Here is a 26,675-nt window from a genome sequence, read left to right as displayed (position 1 = left end):
CCGGCCGGCGCAGGAAGTCGGACGGGCCGACTTCCTGCGTGCAGCCGCCAGCGGTCAGCTGCTAGCCGGTCACCGGGGCCAGACGGAGGTGGTGGTGGGGCCAGGGGGGCGGCTCCGCCGCCGGGCCGAACCAGACCCGGACGTCCTCGCCGGTGCGGACGGGGAGGGCGGGGAAGTCGTTCTCGGCGTGTTCGGTGCGGTGCAGGGCGTGTTCCGGGGCGAGGTGCCGAGCGGCGTACGCGTCGAAGACCTCGAAGGCGGCCGGGTCGGGGTGGCAGACGGTGGCGAGCACCTCGCGGGCGCCGGGCGGCGGCAGGAACCCCGGGCCGCGCAGCAGCAGGACGTCGTCGCTGTCGACCATCGTCGCGTTGGCCGCGTCGCGGTGGGCCCGCCAGACCGGGCCGAAGTAGAAGGCCTCCAGGGCCCGGCGGCGCGCGGCCATGTCGGGGAAGGCGCGCAGCCAGACGAAGCGGTCCGGGTGGTCCAGGTCGCGGAAGCGGCCGCCGAGGGTGATGCCGACGGCCTCCTGCCCGGTCACGAACTCCCGCTCGAAGAGCTCGATCAGGGTGTCCCGGGCGCCGGGGTGCAGGGTGTACCGGCGCAGTTCGACGACGAGGCTCATGCGGCGAGCCCCTTGAACGCCCCGCCGGTACGGGTGAAGTCCATCGTCCAGTTGAGCTCCCAGCTGCGGCCGCCGTCGGCGGAGAACTCCTGCTCCCAGCGGGCGGCGTCCGGGCCGAGGCGGTACCAGGTGAAGTGCACCCGGATCGGGCGGCCGCCGTAGGTGTCGTCGCCGTGGAAGTCGCCGCGGTCGCCCGTGAAGCCGCCGGTCACCGGCGGGTCGAGCCGGCCGGTGCGGCTGTCGGACCAGAAGATCGACCACTGCCGCGCCTCCCGGTCGTACAGGCGCAGGGTGGCGCCCCGGCGGCCGAGGGTGGGGAAGGCGATCTCGTCGATGTTGCCCGCGCCCCCGAACAGTGGCCGGACCACGGACTCGCCGGGGAACTCCTCCCAGCCGATGTCGCTGCCGATGTCGCTGTCGCCACCGCTGAGCGGGGCGGTGAGGCGGCGGTTGGCCACCTGCCAGGTGCCGTGCAGGAAGTCGAAGTCGTTCGTGCCGTTCATGTGCCGCAGGCTAGGAGCGGTCCACTGACATCCACTGTCAGTGGATACTGCTGGGTATGCGCGCGAGCCGACTGGTCACCCTGCTCCTGCTGCTCCAGAACCGGGGCCGGATGACCGCCCGGGAGTTGGCGCAGGAGCTGGAGGTGTCCGTCCGGACGGTCTACCGGGACGTGGAGGCGCTGGCCGCCGCCGGGATCCCGCTGTACGGCGAGGCCGGGCACGAGGGCGGCTACCGGCTGGTCGACGGCTACCGGACCCGCCTCACCGGGCTGACCGCCGAGGAGGCCCAGGCCGCGTTCCTCGCCGCGCTCCCGGGCACCGCCGCCGACCTCGGCCTCGGCGGGGCCCTCGCCACCGCCCAGCTCAAGCTGCGGGCCGCGCTGCCCGCGGAGCTGCGCGAGCACGCCGGGCGGATCCAGGAGCGCTTCCTGCTGGACGCCCCCGGCTGGTACGGCCGCGCGGACGAGACCCCGCACCTGGCGGCCGTCGCCGCGGCGGTGTGGGCGCGCCGGGCGGTGGTGCTGCGGTACCGGCGGTGGCGGGCGCCGGAGGAGATCGAGCGGCGGGTGGAGCCGTACGGGCTGGTGCTCAAGGCGGGCCGCTGGTACCTGGTGGCCGGCGGGCCGTCCGGGACGCGGACCTACCGGGTCGACCAGGTCATCGAACTGCGGCCGCTGCCGGAGGAGTTCTCCGTGCCGGAGGGCTTCGACCTGCCGGCGTACTGGCAGGCCCACCTGGCGGACTTCCGGGCCCGGCTGCACACCGGGGAGGCGCTGGTGCGGTTGACCCCGGAGGGTGCCCGGCGGCTCGGCGTGCCGCCGGGGGAGGGCGGCTGGACGCAGGCCCGGGTGCCGATCGAGTCGGTCGACCACGCGCACGGGGAGTTCCTGCGGCTGGGCGCCGACATCGAGGTGCTGGAACCGGCCGAACTGCGCGAGCGGATCGCGGGGACGGTCCGGGCGCTGGCCGTCCGCTACGGGAGCGCCGATTCCGGGAGGTGAGGGCCCAGGGCCGCCCGGAGTCGCCCGTAGTCGCTCAGAGCCGCCCGTAGCCGCCCGGAGCCGCTCAGAGCCCGACGAAGTGGTCGAACTCGCCGTCCTTGGCGCCCAGGATCCAGGCGTTGAGCTTGACCCGGGTGGTGGTGACGACCAGGTCGGGGCGGTCGGACTCGCGGATGTAGACGAGCTCCCCGGCGGAGGCGATCTCCAGGTACCTGGCCTCCCCGGCGCTGAAACTCGACCGCTGCCAGTTGAGCTGGTCCATGCGTGCTCCTCCTGATCGTTCACCACAGCCGCAACGAGGGTACTGCTCCACGCAAGAGGGCAGCGGCACCGTTTCGGTCATGTCAATTCGTGCGGGTCGCTGTGCTATTCCATTGGGGTGTCAGTCGTTCCTACACTGAGACCCCGCCGCACGGGGGCTGCGGGAGCCAGGTTGCCGACGGGCCCGGGGGAGGCACGTGTGACTGACCGGGGCTGGGACGAGGACGAAGCCCGGCCGTACTTCTTCCTCTCCTACGCGCACACGCCGAAGTCCGGTGCGCGGGGCGCCGGCGACCCGAACCACTGGGTGCGCCAGCTGTACCGGGACCTCTGCGAGGCGGTGCTCCAACTGACCACCGTCCCGGCCGGGGTGCCGGTCGGATTCATGGACGAGTCCATGCACCAGGGCGAGTTGTGGGCCGAGCGGCTGTCCGAGGAGCTGGCGACCTGCCGGGTCTTCGTGCCGCTGTACTCACCCCGGTACTTCAACAGCGTTCCGTGCGGCCAGGAGTGGCACGCCTTCACCCGCCGCCCGGTCTACCCGGCGACCATGGAGGTGGAGCGCACCAGTGGCATCGTCCCGGTGCTGTGGGCGCCGATGAGCCGCTACCGGCTGCCCCAGGTGGCCGGCGAACTCCAGTTCAACCACGCGGGGTTCGGGCCCGACTACGCCACCGAGGGCCTGTACGCGCTGATGAAGCTCAGCTACTTCCGGGCCGCCTACGAACTGGCCGTGCACCGGCTGGCCGCGCGGATCGTCCAGGTGGCGGAGGAGACGGTGATCCCGGTCGGGCGGCGGCTGGAGTTCAACGGGCTGCCCAGCGCGTTCAACGTGTCCGCCCCGACCAAGCAGCTGCGGATCTCCGTACTCACCTACCACCAGGGCGAGTTGCCGCAGGACCGCAACCCCGACTTCTACGGCGCCCGGCGCACCGACTGGCACCCGTACCGGCCGGCCGGCTCGCCCATCGCGCAGCACGCCGTACGGCTGGCACGGCAGTTGGGGTTCCAGCCGACCGTGCACGAGTTCGACGACGAGGTGGAGTCCATCATCGAGGGCAACGCCGAGGCCCCCGGACTGCTGCTGCTGGACCGGTGGGCGCTGCGCGACCCGCGCCGCCGGGAGCTGGTCCGCCGCTTCGACCGCTCCGACGCCACCTGGGTCAGCGTCCTGGAACCGTGGAACACCGAGGACCGGGAGTGCCTCGAACGGGACGGCGAGTTCAGCGGGCTGAGCGACCAGACGCTGCGCAAGACCCGGCGGGCCGGGCGCCCGAGCTTCCTCGGCGTCACCGGCCCGACCGGGCTGAACAGCCTGGAGGACTTCGACGACGCGCTGCCCCGCGCCGCGATGAAGGCCAAGTACGCCTTCGAGAGCCGGACCAGGGCCGAACCGGAGGAGCCCCCGGCGCCCCGGCCGAGCCTGCGCGAGGCCTTCCGCCGCGGCCCCGGCGGCTACGGGCCGGACGGCTTCGGCGGGCACCGCACCGAACCCTTCGGGCCGGACCCCTTCGACCGCGACCACGACCCCGACCGGGACGACCGCGACGACAGCCCTGGCCGGGACGACAGCCCCGGCCGGGACGGCCGCGCCGCGCGGGACGACTACGGCGCGCGGGACGGCTACGGCGCCGACGAGGAACGCACCGTCCGACTCTCCCGCGCGGACTACGCCGCCCCCGACGCCCGGACCGCCCCCGACCCCCGGACCGTCCCCGACCCCCGCGCCGCCCCCGAGGACCGCACCACCCGTATCACCCGCACCACCCGCACCACCCGTGACGACCGCACCGCCCGTGACAACGATCGCCCCTACCGCAACGACCGTGACGACGGCGATGACCCCGATGCTGGGATGGCGCCCTTGGGAGGACCGCACCGATGAGTGACAACACCACCAGGAACCTGCGCCTCGGCGCCGCCGAACTGGCCGCCACCCGCGAGGCCGCCCGGCGGGCCGCCGAGCAGGACCGCCAGGGCCGGATCATCACCTTCTACTCCTACAAGGGCGGCACCGGCCGCACCATGGCCCTCGCCAACACCGCGTGGATCCTCGCCGCCAACGGCTTCCGGGTGCTCACCGTCGACTGGGACCTGGAGGCGCCCGGCCTCGCCAAGTTCTTCCACCCCTTCCTGGACCCGGCTTCGCTGGCCGGCACCACCGGGATGATGGACCTGATCGCCGAGTACCGCGAGGAGGCGCTGCGCCCGGTCGAGCACGCCGAGGGCTGGCACCTGGACTTCGCCCGGGTGCACCCGCACGCCCTCTCGCTCTCCTGGCCGCACTTCCCGGCCGGCGGCAGCCTGGACTTCCTCTCCGCCGGCCAGTTCAACCGGGACTACTCCGAGGCCGTCACCCACCTCGACTGGGACATCTTCTACGACCGCTTCGACGGCGGGCAGTTCTTCGACGCGCTCAAGGCCGACATGGCCAAGCGCTACGACTACGTGCTGATCGACTCCCGCACCGGCCTGTCCGACATCGCCGAGATCTGCACCGTGCAGATGCCCGACGACCTGGTGGTCTGCTTCACCCTCAGCGACCAGTCCATCGACGGCGCCTCCCGGATCGCCCAGCACATCCACGACCGCTACCGCGACCGCGGCATCCGCATCCTGCCCGTCCCGATGCGCATCGACGAGGGCGAGAAGGAGAAGGCCGACGCCGGCCGCGCCCTGGCCCGGGTCCGCTTCGACGGCCTGCCCGCCGGCCTGGGCAGCGAGGAACTCGCCGGCTACTGGGGCTCGGTGGAGATCCCGTACCGGCCGTTCTACGCCTACGAGGAGATCCTCGCCACCTTCGGCGACCAGACCGGCACCCCCACCTCGATGCTGGCCGCCTGCGAGCGCCTCACCTCGATGATCACCGAGGGCCGGGCCGCCGGCCTGCCGCCGATGGACGAGGAGGTGCGGCTGCGCTACGTGGACGCCTTCACCCGCCGCCGCCCGTCCGTGCCCGCCGACCTCTACCTGTCCTACGTGCCCGAGGACCGGATGTGGGCGGACTGGATCGAGTCCGTGCTGACCAGGGCCGGCTTCCGGGTGCTGCCGCGCGACCTCAGCGCCGGCACCGACCCGCGCGAGGAGACCGAGCGCGGCATCGACTCCGCCTACCGCACGGTCGCCGTCCTCTCGCCCGCCTACCAGCGCTCCCCGCAGGCCCGGGCGCTGTGGGAGTCGGTGGTCAACTCCGACCCCTCCGGCACCCGGCGCCAGCTGCTGCCGGTGCGCGTCGGCGACGTCCGGCTCACCGCGCCGTTCAGCAACCGCAACCCGGTCGACCTGGTCGGCCGCGACGAGAACCAGTCCATCCAGAGCCTGCTGCGCGCCCTCGGCCGCGGCGACGCCGTGCTCGGCGACGCCCCGGCCGGCGGCCCGCGCTTCCCCGGCAGCAAGCCCTCGGTGTGGGACGTCCCGCCGCGCAACCCCTCCTTCACCGGCCGCGCCGCCGTCCTGGAGCAGCTGCGCAACCAGCTGCGCGGCGGCATGGCGGCCGTGCTGCCCACCCCGCAGACCCTGTACGGGCTCGGCGGCGTCGGCAAGACCCAGGTCGCGCTGGAGTACGCCCACCGCTTCATGTCCGACTACGACCTGGTCTGGTGGATCGACGCCGAGCAGACCGAACTGGTCGCCCCGGCCCTCGCCGAACTCGCCCGCCGCCTCGGCCTGCGGGTCGGCGACTCCGTCACCGAGGCCGCCGAGGCCGCCCGGGAGGCGCTGCGCCGCGGCGTGCCCACCTCGCGCTGGCTGCTGATCTTCGACAACGCCGACGAGCCCTCCGAGATCCGCCGGTTCTTCCCCGGCGGCTCCGGCCACATCCTGGTCACCTCCCGCAACCAGGCCTGGACCGGGCACGCCGAGGCGCTGGAGGTCGACGTCTTCACCCGCGGCGAGAGCGTCGAGCACCTGTGCCGGCGCGCCCGCAGCCTCTCCCGCGCGGACGCCGACCGGGTCGCCGAGGCCGTCGGCGACCTGCCGCTGGCCGTCGAGGTGGCCGCCGCCTGGCTGGACACCACCGGCACCCCGGTGGAGACCTACGTCGCCCAGCTGCACGCCGAGGCCGCCCGCGCCCTCGCCGTCGACCACCCCACCGACTACCCCACCCCGGTCGCCGCGACCTGGAACGTCTCCATCGGCCGGCTGCGCCAGCAGTCCCCGGCCGCCGTCCGGCTGCTCCAGCTGTGCGCCTTCTTCGCGCCCGAGCCGATCTCGATGAACCTGTTCTACAGCGACCAGATGATCCGGGCGCTGGTGAAGTACGACGCCGACCTCAGCGACAAGTTCATGCTCGGCAAGGTCATCCAGGCGATCGGCCGGTACGCGCTGGCCAAGGTCGACGCCGGCAGCAACAGCTTCCAGGTGCACCGCCTCGTCCAGGCGGTGATCCGGGCCGGGATGACCGACGACGAGCAGGAGATCGCCGTCCACGAGGTGCACCGCATCCTCACCGGCGCCCGGCCCGTCCTCGGCGACACCGACGACCCGGCCAACTGGCCCGCCTTCGACGAGATCTGGCCGCACCTGTCGCCCTCCAAGGCGCACAACTGCGACGAGGCCGACACCCGCCAGCTGCTCATCGACCGGGTCCGCTACCTGTGGAAGCGCGGCGAACTCGACCGCGCCCGCGACCTCGGCCACGCCCTCGACGCCGAGTGGACCAGCAAGCTCGGCGAGGACGACCGGCAGACCCTGCTGCTGCGCTTCCAACTCGCCAACGTGCTGCGCTCCCAGGGCAACTACGCCGAGGCCCTGGCCCTGGACGAGGCCACCCTGGAGCGCCAGCGGGTGCTCCTCGGCGAACACCACCCGTACACCCTGATGACGGCCGGCTCGCTCGGCGCCGACCGGCGGGCGCTCGGCCGCTTCCAGGCCGCGCTCGACCTCGACCAGGAGATCCTGGAGCAGTTCCGCGAACTGTTCGGCGACGACAACCCGCGCACCCTGTCGATGGCCAACAACCTCGCCATCGACTTCCGGCTGGTCGGCAACAGCGAGGCCGCCCGCGAACTCGACCAGGAGACCCTCGACCGGCGCACCGCCGTCCTCGGCCCCAAGCACCCCTACACCCTCTCCACCAAGTCCAACCTGGCCCGCGACCTGCGCGAACTCGGCGACTACCGCGGCTCGGTGGACCTCCTCCAGGAGGTCACCTCCGACCTCGGCGACGTCCTCGACCCGGACCTCCCGGAGAACCTGCGCAACGCCAAGTCGCTGGCCGTCTCCCTGCGCCGGATCGGCCAGCTCGCCGAGGCCCGCCGGATCACCAAGGAGACCTACGAGCGCTACCTGGAGCGCTACGGCGCCGACGCCCCCGACGCGCTCGCCTGCGCGCTCAACCTGGCGGCCGACCACAGCGCCTCCGGCGACAAGGAGGCCGCCCGCGACCTCTGCTCCACCGTCTTCGAGGGCCACCGGCGGCTGTTCGGCGACGAGCACCCGTTCACCCTGGCCTGCGCCAACAACCTGGGCATCTACCTGCGCGGCAGCGGCGACGTCCAGGGCGCCATCGAGCGCGGCCGGCTCACCGTCGACGGACTGACCCGCTCGGTCGGCGCCGAGCACCCGTACACCCTCAACGCGGTGATCAACCTGGCCAACGCCTACGGCGACGACGGGCAGACCGACCTCGCCGAGGCGCTCGGCCGGGCCGCCTACTCGGGCCTGTGCGGGCGGTACTCGCCGCAGCACCCGGACGCCGTCGCCTGCGAGGCCAACCTGGCGATCACCCTGCGCTCGGCCGGCCGGCACACCCAGGCCGCCGAACTGCGCGCCCGGGCGATCTCCGAACTGATCCGGCAGTTCGGCGAGGAGCACCCCAACACCGTCTCCGCCCGCGGCTGGAAGCGGATCAACCGCGACCTGGAGCCGCAGCCGGTGTAGTCACCGGGGCGGGGTATCGTGCGCAACCATGGATACTCCGCCCCCGGTCCTGGTCACCCGGCACCCCGCGCCCGGCGTCCTGGAACGGCTCACCGACCGGTACGCCGTCACCGTGCGCGAGACCGACGAGGAGCTGGACCGGGCCGAACTGCTCGCCGCCGTCCGCGGCCGCCGGGCCGTGCTCACCACCCTCAACAACCGGGTGGACGCCGAGTTCCTGGACGCCGCCGGCCCCCAGCTGGAGATCGTCGCCAACCACGCCGTCGGCTACCACAACATCGACCTGGCGGCCTGCGCCGAACGCGGCGTCGTCGTCACCAACACCCCCGGTGTGCTCACCAACGCCACCGCCGAGACCGCCTGGGCGCTGCTGCTGGCCGCCGTCCGCCGGCTCGGCGAGGGCGAGCGGCTGCTGCGCTCCGGCACGCCGTGGACCTGGAGCCCGAACTTCCTGCTCGGCCTGGAACTGGCCGGCACCCCGCTCGGCGTGCTCGGCATGGGCCGGATCGGGCAGTCGGTGGCCCGCCGGGCCGCCGCCTTCGACATGCCGGTCGGCTACCACAACCGCCGCGCCCTGCCGCCCGAGCAGGCCCACGGCGCCGAGTGGAAGCCGCTGGAGGAACTGCTCGCCACCTCCACCGTGCTGGTCGTCACCTGCCCGTACACCGAGGAGACCCGGCACCTGCTGGACGCCCGCCGGCTGGCCCTGCTGCCGCCCGGGGCGGTGGTGGTCAGCATGACCGCCGGCGTGGTGGACGAGGAGGCGCTGGCCGCCGCGCTGGAGTCCGGCGCGCTGTTCGCCGCCGCCGTGGACAACTTCGAGCACGAGCCGGACGTCCCGTCCGCGCTGCTCGCCCAGGAGCGCGCGGTGCTGGTCCCGCACCTGGGCAGCGCCACCGTACGGACCCGGCAGGCGATGGGAGGCCTGGCGGTGGACAACATCCTCGCGGTGCTGGGCGGCTCCGAACCACTGACCCCCGTGAAGCGCTGACCGGGGTTACCCCGCCGCCCAGGCCAGGGCCGTGGTCATCACCCGGAACGCCCCGAAGTGCGCGGCGCCGGGCTCCAGGAAGAGCTCGGCGCCGGGGACGTGGTCGGCCAGCCAGCGGGAGTGGTCCACCGGCGAGAACTGGTCGTCCGCGCCGTGCCACAGCCAGGTCGGCACCCCGATCGACCCGACGTCGAAGCCCCAGTCGGCGGTGAAGGCCAGCACGTCGTCGATCCAGCCGTCCGCGCCGTGCCGGAACGCCTCCCGGTAGTTGCTCTGCAGCATCCGGCGCAGCCCGCTGTCCGCCACCACCTCCCGGTCGGCGGGCGACAGTTCGGTGCGCAGCCCGTTCAGCAGCCGGACCGGGTCGTCCTTGATCTGACGGGAGCGGAACTCCATCGCGTCGGCGATCCGGCCGTGCCCGCGCTCCGCCTCCCGGTAGGCCCGGACGTTGGACGGGGTCATCCCCGCGTACCAGTCAAGGCCGGTCGCGTTCCGCGGCGCCAGCCCCACCAGCACCGCCACCCGGCTGACCCGCCCCGGCAGCATCGCCGCGCAGGCCAGCGCGTGCGGGCCGCCGCCGGAGCGGCCCAGCACGGCGAAGTCGCCCAGGCCCAACTCGTCGGCGATGGTGCGCACATCGGCCGCCGCGTGCGACACCCGGCGGCCGAACAGCCGGGTCGAGTCGCCGTAGCCCGGCCGGTCGTAGGAGATCAGCCGCACCCCCAGCCGGTACAGCACGGTGCTGCGCGGATGCGGCCCGACCCTGCTGCCCGGCATGCCGTGCAGCAGGAACACCGGACGGCCGCGCGGATCGCCGAGGGACTCCACGGCGAGGGCGCGACCGTCCGCCGCTTTGACCATCCGTAACGCCACGCGTTCCTCCTCAGTGCTCCCGGTCGGTGGTGGTGCGCACCTCCCGGCGGGCCTGCCAGGTGGTGTGCTCGCGGGACACCGCGTCCTCGGCGTCCCGGGCCAGCCGGGCCCAGATCTCCTCGGCGTCCATCGACTCCAGGTCCAGCCGGGCGAGTTGGAGGCGGATCAGCTCCAGCTCCTCGGCGGCCAGCCCGTACGCGGCGGCCAGCGGGCGGTACTGGCGCAGCTGCGCCCAGGCGGTGACCGAGGCGGCCACCGCCGACACCGTGCCCAGCGCGTCGTAGGTGAAGGCGCCGAGCGCCCGCAGCACCGCCAGCGCCAGGCCCAGCGCCGGCAGCAGCACCCCCAGGACGTCCGTCCAGTAGCCGGCCCGGGCGCAGTAGCGGGCCTTGCCGCGGTACCAGTCGTGCTGCACCCGGATCCGCTCGTTCAGATACACCTCGCGGCGCACCGCCAGCGGCTGCCCGCGCAGGTCGCGCATGGCCGGGGTGATGTCCACCCCGGTCGCCGGCACCCCCACCGGGCCGCCCCGGAACGCGCCCAGCACCCGGGCGAGTTGGAAGCGGTACAGGCCCTCTGCGTCCGGCAGGCTGTGCGGCGGCGGCTGGTAGGCGTCCGCCCGGACGGCGAACTTCCAGGCCAGCGTCTTCACCGACTCGGCGGCCGCCCGGCCCTCGTACCAGAGGCCCTGCGGGTTCTGCCGACCGATCACCACCGCCAGCGCCACCGCGCCCAGGTAGGCCGCGGCGGCCGCCCAGGCCCACGGCTCGCCGTCGGCCGAGCCGGTCGCGGCCGCGACCAGCAGCAGGAGCAGCTCCCAGGCGGAGAGCAGCACCGAACGGCGCTGGCCGCGCAGCGAGGCCGCGTCGGCGGCCCAGAAGAACTCGGGCAGCAGCTCCCGCTCGCGCACCCACCCGGTCCGTCCCGCACCAGACGCCATGCTCGGCCCCCACCCGTCGCTCCGGTCCCTCCGCTCTCCTGCCCCGGGCGGGTCGCCGGTACGCCTGGCCGCGGCGGGGGCGCCGCGCAATGGCCGGGAAGGCCCGGTGGATTGTCCGGTACGCCCCGTGGTCGGACGGTTGCGAGCCGTCAACAAGGTGTCGTCAGTAGGTGTAGAGGATGCGCTCGGCGTTGTCGGCCATCTGCTTGGTGTTCCACTCGGTGCCCCCCGGGACGTTGCCGGAGCGGAACAGCGGCGGCGCGGCGGCGTCCCCGGCGGCCGCCCGGTCGGCCAGCCGGCCGACCGCGGAGGCGACCACGGCCTGCATCAGCGCGCTGGTGACGATGGTGGAGACCGGGCCGAAGGAGGTCTCGGCGCCCGGGTGGGTCAGCTCGCCGTCGCCCACCGCGACCTTGCTGTCCAGCACCACGTCGCAGTGGTCCTTGAGGTAGGTGCCGGAGGGGTGCGCCGAGGGCACCTCCTCGGGGTAGGCCAGCGAGGTCACCCCGATCACCTTCAGGCCGCGGTCCCGGGCGTACCGGGCCAGCTCGACCGGCATCACCTGGCGGCCGGAGAGCGAGATCAGGAACAGCAGGTCCCCGCTGGTCGCCGGGGTCAGGTCCAGGGTCGAGGTGGCCAGCCCGGACACCCGCTCCAGGGCGCTGGCCAGCGGCGCGGGCATCATCGTCACCCCGGCCATCCCGGGCACGTTCAGCAGGTTCATCGGGACCAGCCCGCCGGCCCGGTAGACCACGTCCTGGGCCGGCAGCGAGGAGTGCCCGGCGCCGAAGGTGAACACCCGGCGGCCCTCGGTGATCGCCTCGGCCAGCAGGGCGGCCGCCGCCTCGATGGTGTCGGACTCCTCCGCGCGGACCCGGTTCAGGTGGGCGATCGCCGCGTCGAAGTACCGGCCGACCAGGTCGTTCATCGGTTGCCTTCGCTCTCTGCCGGTGGGGGCGCCGGCCGGGTGGGGCGACCGGGACGGCCCGGACGCCAGTGGAGAAAGCTACGGCGAGCACGGTCGCGCCCCGGCGGCACCGCTGTCAACAGGAACGAAAACCGGTCCCGGAAACCCCGGGGCGGGCCCGGTTGTCGGTGCGGTACGTCAGAATTGGCGGTGAGGACACCGAAGAACGGAGCCAGCGGCGATGTCTGGGCTGATCGACACCACTGAGATGTACCTTCGCACCATCCTGGAGCTGGAGGAAGAGGGCATCGTCCCGATGCGTGCCCGGATCGCGGAGCGCCTGGAGCAGAGCGGTCCCACGGTCAGCCAGACGGTCGGCCGGATGGAGCGCGACGGGCTGCTCCAGGTCGCCGGCGACCGCCACCTCGAACTGACCGAGGAGGGCCGGCGGCTCGCGGTGCGCGTGATGCGCAAGCACCGCATCGCCGAGTGCCTGCTCGTCGACGTGATCGGCCTGGAGTGGGAGCAGGTGCACGAGGAGGCCTGCCGCTGGGAGCACGTGATGAGCGAGACGGTCGAGCGCAAGGTGCTCGCCATGCTCGGCCACCCGACCCAGTCCCCGTACGGCAACCCGATCCCGGGGCTGGACGAGCTGGGCGACACCAAGGCCGAGGGCGAGGGCTTCGACGCCGCGCTCGTCCCGCTGGACACCGTCAAGCCGGGCGAGGCCGGCGCGGACGTGGTGGTCCGCCGGATCGGCGAGCCGATCCAGACGGACAGCGAGCTGATGAGCACCCTGCGCCGGGCCGGCGTCCGGCCGGGCTCCACGATCAAGGTGGCGGCCGGCACCGGCGTCGGCGGCGTGCTCGTCGGCACCGGGGACAACGCGGCGGAGCTGGGCAAGGACATCGCCCAGCACGTCTTCGTCGCCCAGGCCTGACCCCGCCCGGCCGGGCCCGATCGCCGCGCCCCGTGCGACGGTCGGGAAGCCCCGGGTGACGATCGGGGCCCGCTGCTCCCCGTGCAGCGGGCCCTTCCCGTCCCTCCCCGGCTCCCTCCCGGTCCCCTCCTGCCCCTCCCGTTCCCTCCCGGCCCCTCCACCGCCTCGCCCGGCTTCCCCGTCCGAGCGACCCTTCCGGCGACCCCACACACCGCAATTCCTCCCCTCGGCCGATCATGGCAATCCTTGAGCGCTGTCACTCGTACGAGGGGCTTTCCCGGTTGACCAGCGGGTAGACCGAGGCCTTATCCGCACATGCGTGTGACGGGCCCCGCCTCCGGTGGGAGACAAGGCCCGTCACTCCCGCGCGTTGTGTCGCGCGGTGCACGCCCTCACCCGATCGGCGCAGGGCGGCAGGCTTCGGCCGTTCGGACGCCGGCCGTTCAGACGCCGGCCGGCTGGGCTGCCTGGAGCTGCTGGGCGGGCGCCTCGCGGCCGCAGGCGTAGGCGAGCGGACTGATCAGCTCGGCGGCGTCCGGCAGCCAGCGGTTGGACTCGGAGGGGGAGCGGGCCCACTGGGCGTAACCGGTGGAGCCGATCCGCGAGGGCGGGGCGACCGTCCAGTCCCCCTCGCCGCGGGCGACCAGGTCCAGCCGCCCGGGCGGCCAGCCGAGCTTGCGGAGCATCTCCGGCAGCTTGGCCGCGACGCCGGGCAGCACCAGGAAGTGCAGCCGCCGCCCGACCCGGCCGGGCGAGCTGGGCAGCACCACGACCGGGCCGAGCTGGAGGTCCATCCGCTCCATCCGGGCCAGCGCCAGGCACCCGGCGGTCTCCGGCACGTCCAGGACGTCGAAGGACCGGCCGGTGGGCAGCAGGATCGAGGCCTTGGGCCGTTCGGTCCACCAGCGCCGCACCGCGCCCGGCCCGGCGCTCGCCTTGCGGGCCCAGTCCGCGTCCAGCGGGTGGGCGCCCGGCTGGGGGCAGCGCTGGTCGCCGCAGGAGCAGCGGGCGGGCCCGTCGCCGTCGATCAGCCAGGCGCCGGGGGCCACCTCCCAGTGGCGGTTCTCGGCGTAGCCGACGGCTTCGATCAGCAGCGGGGGCAGGCCGGCGTTCTTGTCCTGGCCGGGGGCGTCGGGGATGTCTTCCACGGGCTGCTCAACTACCGTGCGTGAGGCTGGTTACGGCCCGGCGGGCCCCGGTCGGCCGCATCCCGGCAATGTCACCCGAACCGGTGACTCAAGCGAGTTGGGGCGGGCGGAGGCAGGCGCAGCGGGGGCGCACGGAAGCATTCCCCAGGGCGCGCGGGGGGTGCGGTTCGTCACCGTGGGTATCCCGCTGACGTTGCTGATCGCTAACCTGGTGTCAGATTCCTTGGACGGTCGGACAGTCGGCAACAGATCAGCACATCGTCGCCCGCCGGCCGGGACCGGAGGGTGTGGGGAGGCGAAGCCCAATGGCCGCGAGACCACTCGTCGCACGACAGCCCAACGAGCGCCTGCAGCAACTGATCCAGGAGGCCAGTTGCTCCAACGCCGGTCTGGCCCGCAGGGTCAACCTGTGCGGCGCGGAGCACGGACTGGACCTGCGCTACGACAAGACCTCCGTCGCCCGCTGGCTGCGCGGGCAGCAGCCGCGCGGTCAGGCGCCGGCCGTGATCGCCGAGGCGCTCGGGCGCAAGCTCGGCCGCAGCGTGTCGGTCGAGGAGATCGGCATGGCCGACGGCAAGAACCTCAGCTCCGGCATCGGGCTGCAGTTCGCGCCGACCCTGAACGCGGCCCTGGAGCAGGTGTGCGAGCTGTGGCGCAGTGACGTCGGCCGGCGGGACTTCCTCACCGGGGCGACGGTCGCCGCCTCCGCGCTGGTGGAGCCCAGCCGGGACTGGCTGATCACCCCGCCCGACCCGGTGGTGGCCCGCACCGGCGGCCCCCGGGTCGGCCCGACGGACGTGTCCGCGATCAAGGCCACCACCGCGATGCTGGTCGACCTGGACCACCGCTTCGGCAGCGGCCATGTGCGCCCGGTCGTCGTGCACTACCTCAACTCGGTGGTCTCCGGCCTGCTCGGCGGCGCCTACCGGGAGGAGACCGGGCGCCAACTCTTCGCCGCGGTGGCCCGGTTGACCGAACTGGCCGGCTACATGGCGGTGGACACCGGGCAGCCCGGGCTCGCCCAGCGCTACTACATCCAGGCCCTGCGGCTCGCCCAGGCCGCCGACGACCGCGGCTACGGCGGCTACGTGCTGGCCGCCTCGATGAGCCACCTGGCGGCCACCCTCGGCAACCCGCGGGAGATCGCCCAGCTCGCCCGTGCCGCCCAGGAGGGCGCCCGTACGGTGGCCACCCCGACGGCGATGGCGATGTTCTACGCCGCCGAGGCCCGCGGCCACGCCCTGCTCGGCGACGCCCGCTCCTGCGAGGCGGTGTCGGCGAAGGCCCTGGAGATGATGGAGAAGCGCCGCCCCGAGGACGACCCGGACTGGATCGCCCACTTCGACGACGCCTACCTCGCCGACGAACTCGCCCACTGCCACCGGGACCTCGAACAGGCCGGGCCGGCCGAGCACTACGCCCGCCGGGCGCTCGACCTGCACCCGCCGACCCGGGTCCGCCGCCGCGCGGTGGACCTCGTGCTGCTCGCCACCGCCCAGCTCCAGCAGCGCGACCTGGAACGCGCCTGCGAGACGGGCACCCAGGCGGTGCGGCTGCTCAGCGGGCTGCGCTCCAACCGGGGCGTGGAGTACCTGGACGAGTTCCGGCGTCGGCTGGAGCCCTACCGGGAGCAGCGGGTGGTGCGCGAGTTCCACGCCAGGGCGGACGCGGAGGCGGCCTGACCACCGTCTGTGCAGGGAGCGTGTGGGAATGTCCCGCCCGCGTGGTCACCCGGTGAGGCGAACCGGTAGCGTGGGCGCGACGTCCAAGGAACTGTGATGCTCCCAAGAACCGACGAGATGTGGTCCGCCGCCAGTGCGCGGTCCTGCACAGGTGAGGAATCGCGTTGAGTCAGCGCCGCTCGTACAACTCGGGTGACTTCAACCTGGACGACCTGTTCCGCCCCGAGCCCGGCCAGCCCCAGGGCCAGCCGGGCCAGCAGCAGGGCCCCACGGCCGTGCCGCCGGTGGGCCGGCCGTCCGGGCAGCCCGAGTACCTCGGCGAGGGCGCGCAGGCGCCGCCGACCCAGGCGATGCCCCCCCAGCAGCCCGCCTGGGGTGCACCGCCGCAGGCCGGTTACGGCGCCCCGCAGCAGGCCCAGCCGGCCCCCGAGACCCAGCACCTGCCGCCGTACCCGGCCGGCGACCCGCAGGGCGGCTACCCGGCGCCGCAGCCCGGCTACGGCGTCCCGCCGCAGACCGCGCCCGGCTACCAGGGCTACCCGCAGGCCACCCAGCCGCAGCTGCCGCAGCACCAGCAGCACCAGGCGGGCTACCCGGTGCAGGGCTACCCCCAGCCGGACGGCTACGCCCAGGACGGCTATGCCCAGGACAACTACGCCACCGACGGCTACGGGTCGGACGGCTACCGGCCCGACCAGGACGCCACCCAGGCGGGGCGCGGCGGCCGCGGTGGACGCTCCTCCAACAAGCTGGTCATCGGCGGCGTGGTCGCGGGCTTCGCGGCGGCCGGCGTGCTGGTCGCCGTGCTGATGAGCGGCGGCGACGACACCACCAAGAGCGGCCAGAAGACCGCCCCGGTCGCGGCCACCGGGGGCACCGCCACCGGCGCGGCCGGCGCGAGCGGCTCCGGCGCCGCCGCCGACCCGGAGGCCAAGGCGCAGGCGCAGCCGCTGTCCGACCTGCTGGGCACCGCGAGCGACAGCCGCAGCGCGGTGGTCTCGGCGGTCGCCTCGGTGCAGAAGTGCGACAAGCTGCCCGACTCGCAGCAGGCGCTGGCCGCCGCGGCCGGCAAGCGGCGCGAGCTGCAGACCAAGCTCGGCCAGTTGAAGACCGACAAGCTGCCCGGCGGCCAGCAGCTGGTCGAGCAGCTCAACGCGGCCTGGACGGCCTCGGCCCAGGCCGACGACGAGTACGCGGCCTGGGCGACCGACGCCCAGTCCTCCTGCGACCCGAAGAAGCCGGACACCGGCAACCAGCACTACAAGAACGCCGTGCAGGCCAGCGGCACGGCCACCACCGCGAAGAAGCAGGCCTCGACCCTGTGGAACGCGATCGCCACCCAGACCGGCCTGCCCAGCCGCGGCGACGGCGACCTGTAGCGGGACCCCCGGAACACCGGAGGGCGGGCCCGCGCGGGGCCCGTCCGTCCGTGTGCCGCACGCGGTGCGGTGCGGGGAGCGGTGCGGGGAGGAGGGATCAGGACGGGCTGCGGGCCCCGGTGAGGACCCAGCGGACGTCCACGAAGCCCGGCTGCTGCAAGGTCATCCGGCCGCCCTTGACCACCTGGTAGGTGACCCAGGTGTTGACCAGCCGGGGCGACTCGGTGCTGGGCAGCATGTTGGTGGTGCCCCAGTTCAGCGGCGGGGTGAGGCCGACGTCGATGCCCTCGCCGCTGTCCAGCAGGGCGTCGATCGACTTCGCCTCGATCGGCCTGCCGGCCGCGGCGAGCTTCTCCACCACCACCCGGAACACCTCGTAGGCGACCCAGGTGGTCTGCACGCCCGGGTCGGAGACGTCGATGGCGTTCCCGTCGGTGGCCTGGGAGCGGACCACCGCGCGCAGCCCGTCCCAGGTCTTGGCCGACTCCGGCGGGTACCAGCTGGTGACGAACGCGCCGGCCAGCGGGCCGGAGTCGCCGCCGGTGGAGTCGACCACCGACTGCTGGACGCTGCCGATCACCGAGGCGATCCGGGTGTTCTTCACGTTCTGCCGCCGGTAGGCGTCCAGCAGGTTGCTGGTCGGCTCGGCGGCCAGGGCGCTGGTGACGCAGTTGCCCGGGTCGTCCCGGCCGATCGCCTTGCGGACCACCTGGCTGTAGTCGGAGGACTGCTCGGGCGCCTTGACGTCCAGCAGTTTGATGCCGGCCGGCTTGAGCGCGTTGCCGAGGTAGCCGAGCAGGTTGTCGCCGGCCGGGGTGTCCGGGCGGATCAGCGAGACGGCCTTGCAGCCGGCGTCGACCAACTGCCGGCCGCTGCCCGCGATCAGCGCGGGCATGCCGCCGTCCACCGGGTAGGACAGCGGGCTGGAGAACTCGGGCTGGGACAGGCCGTAGCCGCCGATCAGCGGGATGCCGGCGCGCTCCAGCATCGGCATGAAGGCGTCGCCCCACTGGCTGTAGGAGCCGAGCACGGCCACCGCCTTGGCGTCCACCGCCTGCTGGGCGCAGGCCTTGGCGCCGTCGGCGGTGTTGTGCTCGTTGCAGGTGATCACGTGCAGCCGGTGGCCGCTCAGACCGCCCTTGACGTTGACGTCCCGGCCGATCGACTCGGCGAGCGCGGTCATGCCGGGACGGTCCGCGGAACCGGTGCCGGACGGGGCCCAGGTCATCACGGTCAGGTCGTCGGCGCCGGTGGAGGCTCCGGCCGGTCCGCCGCACGCGGAGGCCGAGAAGAGGGTGGGGAACAGCACCGCGGCGGTCACCGCGGCGGCGATCGGGCGGCGCGGGCGGCGTCCGCTGATCGTGGGACGGGCCCGGGACGAGTCCCTTCGGCGGGTCATCGGTCTTCCCTCTCTGGGGCGCCATCCGGCGCACCGGGGGACAGCCAAGCCCCGGAGCCACAAGCCGAGAGGGACGAAATGTGAACGCCCGGCCAACGGACGCCGAAATCCGGGGCGGTACGCGTGTAGATCGCGAGTGGAGCACGAACAGACGGGGAACGTACGATCGTTCACCATGTCCGCCAGCACAGATTCTTCGCACCGGTCCACCCGAAACCCTTCTCGTCCGGGCCACCGCTCCAGCACGATGGGCGGCATGCCGCTCAACGACCTGCCCTGGTGGCGCTGGCGAGCCCGACTCCGCTCGGCGCTGCACATGCTGTCCGACCCCGGTTTCCAGCACGAGGCCTGGCTCACCGGCCGGGAGGGCTACGGCGATGTGACCGACGCCGTCTACCGGCTGGTCGAGGACACCTGGCTGGACCGCTGGTCCGCCGAGAAGTACGTGGGCACCATCTTCCGCGACTCCGCCGAGGCCGCCCTGGTCGACGTCGCGGTGCTGCGCGCGGTCCAGATGCTGCACGAGGTCGGCGCCGACGCCCCGGCCTCCGCCTACCTCGGCCACCCCGGCTGGCCCGAGACCGTCCGGGCCGCCCGCGAGGCGCACGTCGCCCTCGCCACCGGGGACGGGGACGACCCGGACGCGACGCCCAAGTCCCTCGACGTGCTGCGCATCCTCACCCAGGTCTGAGCCGTTCCACCGGCCGGTGCCGTCCCGCAGTACGGGCAGCGGGGCGGCGGCTGTCCAGGATGTGACACGCTGGACCATTCACGCACGTCACCAGTTCAGAACGGGATACCCGCAGTGGAACAGCAGCCGGCCAGCGCCCAGTACGTCCTCACGCTGTCCTGCCCCGACAAGCAGGGCATCGTCCACGCTGTCTCCAGCTACCTCTTCATGACCGGCTGCAACATCATCGACAGCCAGCAGTTCGGGGACGGGGACACCGGACTGTTCTTCATGCGGGTGCACTTCTCCGCCCCCGAGCCGGTCACCGCCGACAAGCTGCGGGCCAGCTTCGCCGCGATCGGCGCCTCCTTCGGGATGGACTGGCAGATCCACCCGACCGAGCAGCGGATGCGGATCGTCCTCATGGTCAGCAAGTTCGGGCACTGCCTGAACGACCTGCTCTACCGCACCCGGATCGGCGCCCTGCCGGTGGAGATCGCCGCGGTGGTCTCCAACCACACCGACCTCCAGGACCTCACCGAGAGCTACGGCGTCCCCTTCCGCCACATCCCGGTCACCCGGGACACCAAGGAGGAGGCGGAGCGGCAGCTGCTCGACCTGGTCGAGAAGGAGAACGTCGAACTGGTCGTGCTGGCCCGCTACATGCAGGTGCTCTCCGACCGGCTGTGCACCGAGCTGTCCGGCCGCGTGATCAACATCCACCACTCCTTCCTGCCGAGCTTCAAGGGCGCCAAGCCGTACCACCAGGCGCACGCCCGCGGGGTGAAGCTGATCGGTGCGACCGCGCACTACGTCACCGCCGACCTCGACGAGGGCCCGATCATCGAGCAGGAGGTGGCCCGGGTCACCCACGACATCAGCCCGGACCAGCTGGTCGCGCTCGGCCGGGACGTCGAGTGCCAGGCGCTGGCCCGCGCGGTCAAGTGGCACAGCGAGCACCGGGTACTGCTGGACGGGACCAGGACGGTCGTCTTCGCGTAGCCGCCTTGGGGCGGGTCAGGGCCTCGCCAGCAGCGGCAGCGCGTGCAGCACCTCGCGCACCGCGGCCCGGTCGCCGTGCTCGCCCACCGGCAGCCGGTCCGGGTCCCGGTGCGCGGCCGCCAACTGGCACAGCTCCAGGCCGTCCAGCACCATCGAGGCCACCGGCTCCCCGGCGGCGGGACCGGCCGACCGCGCCGACCAGGTCGATCCGGCGGGACCGGCCGGTCCGCTCGGTCCGCCGTCCAGCGGCACCAGCCACTCGCCGGCCGCCGGACCGTCCACCACCAGCCGCACCCGCCGAACGGTCCGACCGTCCCCGGACGGCGCCCCGGCGGGCGCGGGCCGCGCCGCGCGCAGCCCCGCCAGCGCCCGCGGCAGCAGCCGGACCACCAGCTCCACCATCTGCCGCAGGTGCTGCGGCGCCGGCGGAGCGTACGGGTAGGCCACCGCGCGGGCCACGTCCTCGCCGTGCACGAAGCACTCCAGGGCGCGCTCCACGAAGGCGTCGCGCAGCGGCAGCACCGCGAAGCCGAGGTCGACCGGGGTGCTGCCCTGCGGCGCCAGCGCGGCGCTGCGCACCAGGTCGTGGGTCTGCTGCCGCCACCGGGCGCGCACCGACCGGGGCGGCAGCCCGGCCTGGTCGGCGAGCAGCCGGGCGGTCCGCGCCGCGTCCGCCGCGTACCGGCCGCCCTGCGGGGGCACCCGCGGCGCCGGGACGCCCGCCTCCTGCGGCGGCACCCGCCGCTCCGCGCCCGGGACCGGCCCGGGTCCGGCGGCGGCCGGCACCGGGTCGGGCAGGCCGAGGGCGAGCGCCAGGAAGCCGTCCGCCGCGGTCAGCCGGCCCAGCACCTCGGCCGGGCGCAGCAGCTCGGTGCCGCCGTGCCACGGCAGTTCGGCCACCTCCTGCCACTCCTCCGGGCCGAGGTCGCGCAGGAGTGCGTCCAGCTTGGCGGTCTCCGCGGTGTACGGCATCCCCCAGGCGGGGACGGGCAGTTCGGCCGGGCGGCTGGCCAGGCACCAGTCCAGCACCTGCTGGCGCAGCGAACCGGGCTGGTCCAGCGGCTCGTCCAGGGAGAGCCAGCCGGCCGCCTCGCGCAGCCGGTCCGCCTCGTCGGCGCACTCCGGGCAGGCCGGCAGGTGCTGCTCCAACTCGGCGGCCTCGCGCGGCGGGCAGGCGCCGAGGGACCAGGCACCGAGCAGCGAGCGCAGGGCGTCGTGCCGCTCCTCGCTCATCCGCCCGCGCACCTCTCGACGGTTCGCACGCTCACCTTCACCTGCCCCCGTTCCCGTCCCCGTGCTCCTGGCGGGCGCGTTCGTCGGCCAGTTCGGTGGCCAGCAGCTCCAGGCCGAGCCGCATCCGCTGCTTGGCGGCCTGCTCGCTGATGCCGAGCAGTCGGGCCGTCTCCTGGTAGGTACGGCCGTCGTAGTACGTCACCGCGATGGTCTCACGCAGGGGTTGGGGCAGGGAGTCGACCACGTACTGCATGCGCGCGGCGGTGGCGACGGCCCGGATCTCCCGCTCGGCCGCCCCGCCGTGCTCCGGCGCCAGCTCGGCGCCGCGGCGCGCCCGCAGCCGTTCGACCGCGCGGCGGTGGGTGAGCGCGCCGAGCCAGGAGCGCAGCGAGCCCCGGGCGGGGTCGAAGTCCCCGGGGTGCTCCCAGACGTGGGCGAAGACCTCCCGGGTGAGCTGGGCGGCGGCCGCCTGGTCGGCGAGTATCCGGCCTGCCAGGCCGTGCACCATCGGGGCGAGCCGGTCGTACAGTTCGCCGAGCGCGGTCTCCTCGCCGCGGGCGAGGCGACGCTGCAACTGCTCGTCCCAGCGCGGGATCCCGTCCGGGGTGGCCATCGAGAACCACCCTCCTGACCGGTTCGCTGGCGTTACCCAACGGTATCCCCTGGCCGGTCCGCGGCGGGAGGGATTCGGGCAAGAACGGAACCCGGTCTCGTGGTTCGCCGCCGTCGCCGCCGCCGCCGGTGCCGGTGCCGCCGTCGCCGTCGCCGATGATGATGCCGATGCCGCTGTTCGAGACCCGCTGGACATATGTCGTACGGGTGGTTCGCGAGTGGCGGGCGGGGCGGCGGGGGCGTCCGGCGGTAGGTTCCCGCCCAGGGCGGGTCCGAACAGGCCCCGCGGGACCGGCGTCGGCCCGGGCCGGACGAGTGCCGGTGCGAGGCTCGCGAGAGTGAGCGGGACAGTATGCACTGCCCTGTCCCCCGATCGCCGGAATATGCCCGAAGCGCTTGCTGCGGTCCGTCCGCCCACCCATCCTGAGGCGTATTCGTGTCGCGGTCGTTGTACGACCGACGAGTTGACGCGGGCGAGTGGCGCGGGCGGACGGGTCGGCGAGTGCCCGAGCGGGCACCGGGTGGCCCCGGTGGTCCCGGGCGGTCCCAGGTGGCACCGGTGGTCCCGGGTGGCACCGGGCGAAGTGCGAGGGCCCCGCCGGCCGGCTGATCCGGCCCGATCGGGACGTTGGCCGAACTGCGAGTGCAGGTGGTGGAGCGGTGCAGGTTCTTCAGGTACAGCTTGCGGTGCAGGCGGACCCCGCCGAGGTCGGCCGGGCCCGGCGGTGGGTGCGCTCGCGGCTGCTGAACCACGGGGTGGACCCGGACGCGCCGATGGCCGAGACGGTGGTGCTGGTGGTCTCGGAACTGGTGACCAACGCCGTGGTGCACACCGGCTGTCCGGCCGTGCTGAGACTCTGCCTGCCGGTGGCCGAGGGCCCGGCGCAGGACGTCCCGCCCGGCCCGCTGCGGGTGGAGGTGGCCGACGCGAGCCGGGCCGCCCCGGCCCCCCGGCACGCCGGGGCGGACGAGGACGCCACCAACGGGCGCGGACTGGAACTGGTCGAGCTGCTCTGCGACCGCTGGGGCTGGTACCCGGACGGTTCGGGCAAGCGGGTCTGGTGCGAGATCGGCGCCGGGGCGCGGCCGGTCGATCCGATGGCGGGCGTGGACTGGGCGGCCCTGGCGCAGTGACCGGGCGGACCCGGCGCGGCAACTGAGCGGACCCGGCGCGGTGGCGGCCTCCGGCGGCGCTCACCGGCCGAAAGGCGATCACCGGCCGAAAGCTGACGCAACCATTCCGAATTTCGGACTAGCCATTGACGTGACGTATCCGACTGATCACGCTTGGGTGCGGCTCCCGTTGCGAGGGGACGCCGAGGGAACGTCCGTCCGCCGTCACGGTGCTGCTGTCCAGGGGGATCGCGTCAGCAGGGGGGATCGTGGACTGCCGGTCGCGGACGGCTCCTCGGCGAGTGCGGAGGGCCCGGCGCGGGTTCAGGGCCCGTGCGCCGTGATCGGACGGCGGCCCGGCACGCTGCGCTCGGCGCGCAGGCGGCCGGCCGCCGTCCGTGGTGCCCGCTCCGGACGATCGAATTCCGGCCAGGCGGCTCCACCCGCCCGTCCCGGTGCGGCCGTTGCTCAGAGCGGGGCGGTCCGGAAGGTACGCCGGTAGGCGCTCGGGGCCACGTCCAATCGGCCGCGCAGCTGCAACCGCAGTGAGGCGGCGGTGCCGAAACCGGACTCCCGGGCGACCTGGTCGATCGTCAGGTCCGTGCGCTCCAGCAACTGCCGGGCCCGCTCGGTGCGCTGGGTGGTGATCCACTGGCCGGGGCTGGCGCCGGTCTCCTCGCGGAAGCGCCGGGTGAAGGTCCGCACGCTCATGCCCGCCCGCTCGGCGAGCCGGTTCAACGGCAGCGGCCCGTCCAGGTGCTCCAGCGCCCAGGCGCGCACGGCGGCGGTGCCGGCGCCCCCGGTCTCCACCGGGCTCGGGGCCTCCACATACTGCTTCTGGCCACCGTCGCGCCAGGGCGGCACCAGGCAGTTGCGGGCCACCGCGTTGGCGACCGCGCTGCCGTGGTCGCGGCGCACCACGTGCAGGCAGAGGTCCACCCCGGCGGCCACCCCGCCGGAGGTCAGGACGTCGCCGTCGTCGGTGTAGAGCACGTCCGGGTCCAGCCGGACCTTCGGGAAGGCCCGGGCGAAGCGCTCGGTGTAGCGCCAGTGGGTGGTGGCCGGGCGGCCGTCCAGCAGACCGGCGGCGGCCAGCAGGAAGGAGCCGGTGCAGATCGACATCAGCCGGGCACCGGGCCGGATCCGCCGCAGGGCGGCGGCCAGTTCGGGGGTGAAGGCGGCGTCCGCGCCGTCCGGGGCGGCGTCGTGGGAGGCCGGGACCACCACCGTGTCGGCCCGCTCCAGCAGTTCGGGCCCGTGGTCGACCGAGATCCGGAAGTCGGCGCTGGTGGCGACCGGTCCGCCGTCCAGGGTGCAGGTGGCCACCCGGTAGAGCGGCCGGCCGGAGCCGTCCTTGGCGTTGCCGAAGATCCGCGCGGGGATGCCGAGTTCGAAGGCGATCACACCCCGCAGGGCGAGTACCGCGACGAGGTGCGTCATGCCGTTCCTTTCCAGGGGGCCCGCCCGGGGTGCGGCCGGGCGGTGCGGCCGGGCGGTGCGGGCGGGCGGGCGTGCGGGCGGTGCGGGGTCCGGGCCAGGGTACGCGCCGGGCGTGGCCCGATTCTTGCGAAAGCTGTCATTCGGGCCACTCGTCCGGGCGGCGCCCGCCCGGGAGACTCGTCCACGTGACCGAACGCAGTGCCCTCGCCGCCTCCACGCCCCCCACCGTCCCGATACCCGCCCCCGGCCGGCGCCCCCGGGTGCACTACGCCTGGGTGGTGGCCGCCGTCGCCCTGCTGGTCCTGCTCGGCTCGGCCGGCTTCCGCTCCACGCCCAGCCTGATGATGGACGCCCTGCACAACGAGTTCGGCTGGTCGCTCGCGACGATCGCCAGCGCCACCTCCGTCAACCTCACCCTCTACGGCCTCACCGCCCCCTTCGCCGCCGCCCTGATGGACCGTTTCGGCGTGCGCCTGGTGGTGGTCTGCGCGCTGCTCACCATCTCGGTCGGCGCCGGCCTCACCATGCTGATGCGCCAGCCCTGGCAGCTCATCCTCTGCTGGGGCGTCCTGGTCGGCCTCGGCAGCGGCTCGATGGCCGGCGCCTTCGCCACCACCATCACCGGCCGCTGGTTCCAGGCCCGCCAGGGCCTGGTCACCGGAGTGCTCACCGCCGCCGGGGCGGCCGGCAACCTGGTCTTCCTGCCGGTCGGCGCCTGGCTGGTCGAACAGCACGGCTGGCGCTCGGCCGTGGTCGTGGTCTCGCTCGCGGCCAGCGCCGTCGCCGTGCCCGTCCTGCTGCTGATGCGCGAGCGCCCCGCCGACCTCGGCCTGCTCCCGTACGGCGCCACCGAGGCCCCGCCCGAGCCGGCCCGGGACGGCCGCGCCCTGGCCCGCACGCTGCGGGTGCTGCGCGACGCCGCCCGCACCCGGCAGTTCTGGCTGCTGGCCGGCTCCTTCGCGATCTGCGGCGCCACCACCGCCGGCCTGGTCGGCACCCACTTCATCCCGGCCGCGCACGACCACGGCATGCCCGTCACCACCGCCGCGAGCCTGCTCGCCCTGATCGGCGTGTTCGACGTGGTCGGCACCGTGTTCAGCGGCTGGCTCACCGACCGGGTCGACTCCCGGCTGCTGCTCACCGTCTACTACGGGCTGCGCGGCGTCTCCCTGCTCCTGCTGCCGCAGCTGCTGGCCGGCTCGCTGCACCCGCCGATCCTCGCCTTCGTCGTCTTCTACGGCCTGGACTGGGTGGCGACCGTGCCGCCGACCGTCGCGCTCTGCCGTCGGCAGTTCGGCGAGGACGCCCCGATCGTCTTCGGCTGGGTGCTCGCCGCCCACCAGATCGGCGCGGCCGTCGTCGCCGGGCTGGCCGGGCTGGCCCGCGACGCGCTCGGGAACTACGACCTCACCTGGTACGGCGCCGGCGCGCTGTGCGCGGTCGCGGTCGGACTCTGCCTGGCGCTGCGCACCGGGCGGTCGGGCGACCGGGCGGTGCCCGCCCTGTCCTGAGGGGCGCGGGGACGCGCGCGGGGAGGGGCGGGCGGATGGGACGGACGTACGTCTGGCACGTACGTCCGTCCGGCGGTGCGGGTGCCGGGTACGGACGTCCGTCTGACAGGTACGTCCGTCTGATCCGCCCATGCGCCCGGCCCGCCCGTGCGTCTGGATCGGACGTCCGTCCAACAGGACGCGTCCGCCCGGTTCAGACGTGCGTCTGATCCGGCCGTACGGGCCGCCATGGCCGTCCGGCCCGTCGGAGCGGAGGGCTAGGCTCCGCATTCATGGCGCTCACCTTCACTCTCGACCCGAAGCCCGACCCCGACCTGCGCACCGCCGTGGTCCGGCTGTGGACGGACGTGACCAACGCCGGCGGTGCGGTCGGCTTCGTGGCCCCGGTCACCGAGGAGGAGGTCTGGGACACCGCCGACCGTCAGTTCGCCGGGCTCGCCCCGGACGGGGCCCCCCCCCCCCCCGGGGCGCGCCCCGCCGCCGCCCCCCCCGGGGGGGGGGGGGGGAGTTTGGGGTGCATGAGGGTATCTCGCGCTGGGGTCACTCCGGGGGTGAAACAGGGGATATC

At 74.1% G+C, this 26,675-nt stretch carries 22 protein-coding genes; 11 read left to right on the top strand and 11 right to left on the bottom strand.

The genetic code is table 11. The features are described 5' to 3' along the window. Positions 1–61 precede the first annotated feature (61 nt). Both ACFWXO_RS03500 and ACFWXO_RS03495 read right to left on the bottom strand, forming a co-directional pair. Positions 62–622, bottom strand: coding sequence for an NIPSNAP family protein (locus ACFWXO_RS03500; protein WP_380521866.1), 561 nt, complete (start codon positions 620–622; stop codon positions 62–64). After that, the gene (locus tag ACFWXO_RS03495; RefSeq protein ID WP_380521864.1) at positions 619–1,125 is read right to left on the bottom strand and encodes a hypothetical protein; all 507 of its coding nucleotides are present in this window, start codon (positions 1,123–1,125) and stop codon (positions 619–621) included. The genes ACFWXO_RS03500 and ACFWXO_RS03495 overlap by 4 nt, the downstream gene beginning before the upstream one ends. A 56-nt stretch (positions 1,126–1,181) precedes the next feature. Here ACFWXO_RS03495 and ACFWXO_RS03490 point away from each other — a divergent pair, with 56 nt between their 5' ends. Further along, entirely contained in the window at positions 1,182–2,126 is a 945-nt protein-coding gene (locus ACFWXO_RS03490; protein ID WP_380521861.1) for a helix-turn-helix transcriptional regulator, read from the top strand. A gap of 64 nt (positions 2,127–2,190) precedes the next feature. Here ACFWXO_RS03490 and ACFWXO_RS03485 read toward each other — a convergent pair whose 3' ends face one another. Next, complete coding sequence (locus tag ACFWXO_RS03485; protein ID WP_375888879.1) at positions 2,191–2,388, bottom strand: DUF397 domain-containing protein; 198 nt, start codon at positions 2,386–2,388, stop codon at positions 2,191–2,193. A gap of 198 nt (positions 2,389–2,586) precedes the next feature. On the opposite strand from ACFWXO_RS03485, the gene ACFWXO_RS03480 reads away from it, so the two are divergent. From ACFWXO_RS03480 to ACFWXO_RS03470, 3 genes are read left to right on the top strand one after another with little or no spacing between them, the layout of a single operon-like run. Further along, positions 2,587–4,272, top strand: a complete 1,686-nt coding sequence (locus tag ACFWXO_RS03480) for a TIR-like protein FxsC (RefSeq protein ID WP_380521858.1) — start codon at positions 2,587–2,589, stop codon at positions 4,270–4,272. Continuing rightward, positions 4,269–8,267, top strand: a complete 3,999-nt coding sequence (gene fxsT, locus ACFWXO_RS03475) for an FxSxx-COOH system tetratricopeptide repeat protein (RefSeq protein ID WP_380521856.1) — start codon at positions 4,269–4,271, stop codon at positions 8,265–8,267. Before ACFWXO_RS03480 ends, fxsT begins: the two co-directional genes overlap by 4 nt. A 28-nt stretch (positions 8,268–8,295) precedes the next feature. Further along, positions 8,296–9,258, top strand: a complete 963-nt coding sequence (locus ACFWXO_RS03470; RefSeq protein ID WP_380521854.1) for a 2-hydroxyacid dehydrogenase — start codon at positions 8,296–8,298, stop codon at positions 9,256–9,258. 6 nt (positions 9,259–9,264) lie between these two features. Here the strand turns inward: ACFWXO_RS03470 and ACFWXO_RS03465 are convergent, their stop codons facing one another. From ACFWXO_RS03465 to ACFWXO_RS03455, 3 genes are all read right to left on the bottom strand, one after another. After that, complete coding sequence (locus tag ACFWXO_RS03465; protein ID WP_375889199.1) at positions 9,265–10,119, bottom strand: alpha/beta fold hydrolase; 855 nt, start codon at positions 10,117–10,119, stop codon at positions 9,265–9,267. Between the two features lie 22 nt (positions 10,120–10,141). Next, a complete protein-coding gene (locus tag ACFWXO_RS03460; RefSeq protein ID WP_375888890.1) occupies positions 10,142–11,041 on the bottom strand; it encodes a DUF4231 domain-containing protein in 900 nt (299 codons plus the stop codon). Between the two features lie 193 nt (positions 11,042–11,234). Then, positions 11,235–11,999 carry an SIS domain-containing protein gene (locus ACFWXO_RS03455; protein WP_375888891.1) on the bottom strand — a complete coding sequence of 255 codons (765 nt, stop codon included), beginning with the start codon at positions 11,997–11,999 and terminating at the stop codon, positions 11,235–11,237. A gap of 220 nt (positions 12,000–12,219) precedes the next feature. On the opposite strand from ACFWXO_RS03455, the gene ACFWXO_RS03450 reads away from it, so the two are divergent. Further along, a complete protein-coding gene (locus ACFWXO_RS03450) occupies positions 12,220–12,918 on the top strand; it encodes a metal-dependent transcriptional regulator (protein ID WP_375888894.1) in 699 nt (232 codons plus the stop codon). Between the two features lie 443 nt (positions 12,919–13,361). Here the strand turns inward: ACFWXO_RS03450 and ACFWXO_RS03445 are convergent, their stop codons facing one another. Further along, complete coding sequence (locus tag ACFWXO_RS03445; protein WP_375888897.1) at positions 13,362–14,066, bottom strand: bifunctional DNA primase/polymerase; 705 nt, start codon at positions 14,064–14,066, stop codon at positions 13,362–13,364. A gap of 305 nt (positions 14,067–14,371) precedes the next feature. Here ACFWXO_RS03445 and ACFWXO_RS03440 point away from each other — a divergent pair, with 305 nt between their 5' ends. Next, entirely contained in the window at positions 14,372–15,748 is a 1,377-nt protein-coding gene (locus tag ACFWXO_RS03440) for a transcriptional regulator (RefSeq protein ID WP_380399140.1), read from the top strand. A 164-nt stretch (positions 15,749–15,912) separates the two neighbouring features. After that, the gene (locus ACFWXO_RS03435; protein WP_380521849.1) at positions 15,913–17,127 is read left to right on the top strand and encodes a hypothetical protein; all 1,215 of its coding nucleotides are present in this window, start codon (positions 15,913–15,915) and stop codon (positions 17,125–17,127) included. Between the two features lie 97 nt (positions 17,128–17,224). Here the strand turns inward: ACFWXO_RS03435 and ACFWXO_RS03430 are convergent, their stop codons facing one another. Next, positions 17,225–18,526 carry an ABC transporter substrate-binding protein gene (locus ACFWXO_RS03430; protein WP_380521847.1) on the bottom strand — a complete coding sequence of 434 codons (1,302 nt, stop codon included), beginning with the start codon at positions 18,524–18,526 and terminating at the stop codon, positions 17,225–17,227. A gap of 175 nt (positions 18,527–18,701) precedes the next feature. Between ACFWXO_RS03430 and ACFWXO_RS03425 the strand changes: the two genes are divergently transcribed. Together ACFWXO_RS03425 and purU are read left to right on the top strand one after the other, a co-directional pair. Then, entirely contained in the window at positions 18,702–19,217 is a 516-nt protein-coding gene (locus ACFWXO_RS03425) for a hypothetical protein (protein WP_375888906.1), read from the top strand. 114 nt (positions 19,218–19,331) lie between these two features. After that, positions 19,332–20,198, top strand: coding sequence for a formyltetrahydrofolate deformylase (purU, locus tag ACFWXO_RS03420; protein WP_380521845.1), 867 nt, complete (start codon positions 19,332–19,334; stop codon positions 20,196–20,198). Positions 20,199–20,213: 15 nt separating this feature from the next. Here the strand turns inward: purU and ACFWXO_RS03415 are convergent, their stop codons facing one another. Both ACFWXO_RS03415 and ACFWXO_RS03410 read right to left on the bottom strand, forming a co-directional pair. Then, complete coding sequence (locus ACFWXO_RS03415; RefSeq protein WP_380521843.1) at positions 20,214–21,431, bottom strand: zf-HC2 domain-containing protein; 1,218 nt, start codon at positions 21,429–21,431, stop codon at positions 20,214–20,216. Positions 21,432–21,468: 37 nt separating this feature from the next. Continuing rightward, positions 21,469–22,044 (bottom strand): sigma-70 family RNA polymerase sigma factor, encoded by a 576-nt coding sequence (locus ACFWXO_RS03410; RefSeq protein ID WP_380399131.1) that lies wholly within the window; start codon positions 22,042–22,044, stop codon positions 21,469–21,471. A gap of 659 nt (positions 22,045–22,703) precedes the next feature. Here ACFWXO_RS03410 and ACFWXO_RS03405 point away from each other — a divergent pair. After that, the gene (locus ACFWXO_RS03405) at positions 22,704–23,177 is read left to right on the top strand and encodes an ATP-binding protein (protein ID WP_375888915.1); all 474 of its coding nucleotides are present in this window, start codon (positions 22,704–22,706) and stop codon (positions 23,175–23,177) included. A gap of 447 nt (positions 23,178–23,624) precedes the next feature. On the opposite strand, the gene ACFWXO_RS03400 is transcribed toward ACFWXO_RS03405, so the two are convergent. Further along, complete coding sequence (locus tag ACFWXO_RS03400) at positions 23,625–24,596, bottom strand: GlxA family transcriptional regulator (protein ID WP_380521841.1); 972 nt, start codon at positions 24,594–24,596, stop codon at positions 23,625–23,627. Between the two features lie 185 nt (positions 24,597–24,781). Between ACFWXO_RS03400 and ACFWXO_RS03395 the strand changes: the two genes are divergently transcribed. After that, positions 24,782–26,107: an MFS transporter gene (locus tag ACFWXO_RS03395; protein ID WP_380521839.1), complete on the top strand. Its 1,326-nt coding sequence runs from the start codon at positions 24,782–24,784 to the stop codon at positions 26,105–26,107. The last annotated feature ends 568 nt before the right edge of the window (positions 26,108–26,675 follow it).

Source organism: Kitasatospora sp. NPDC059088 (assembly GCF_042738155.1).
Lineage (GTDB): Bacteria > Actinomycetota > Actinomycetes > Streptomycetales > Streptomycetaceae > Kitasatospora.
The sequence above is the reverse complement of the archived record's forward strand: the minus strand, read 5'-3'. Positions and strand labels throughout refer to the sequence as shown.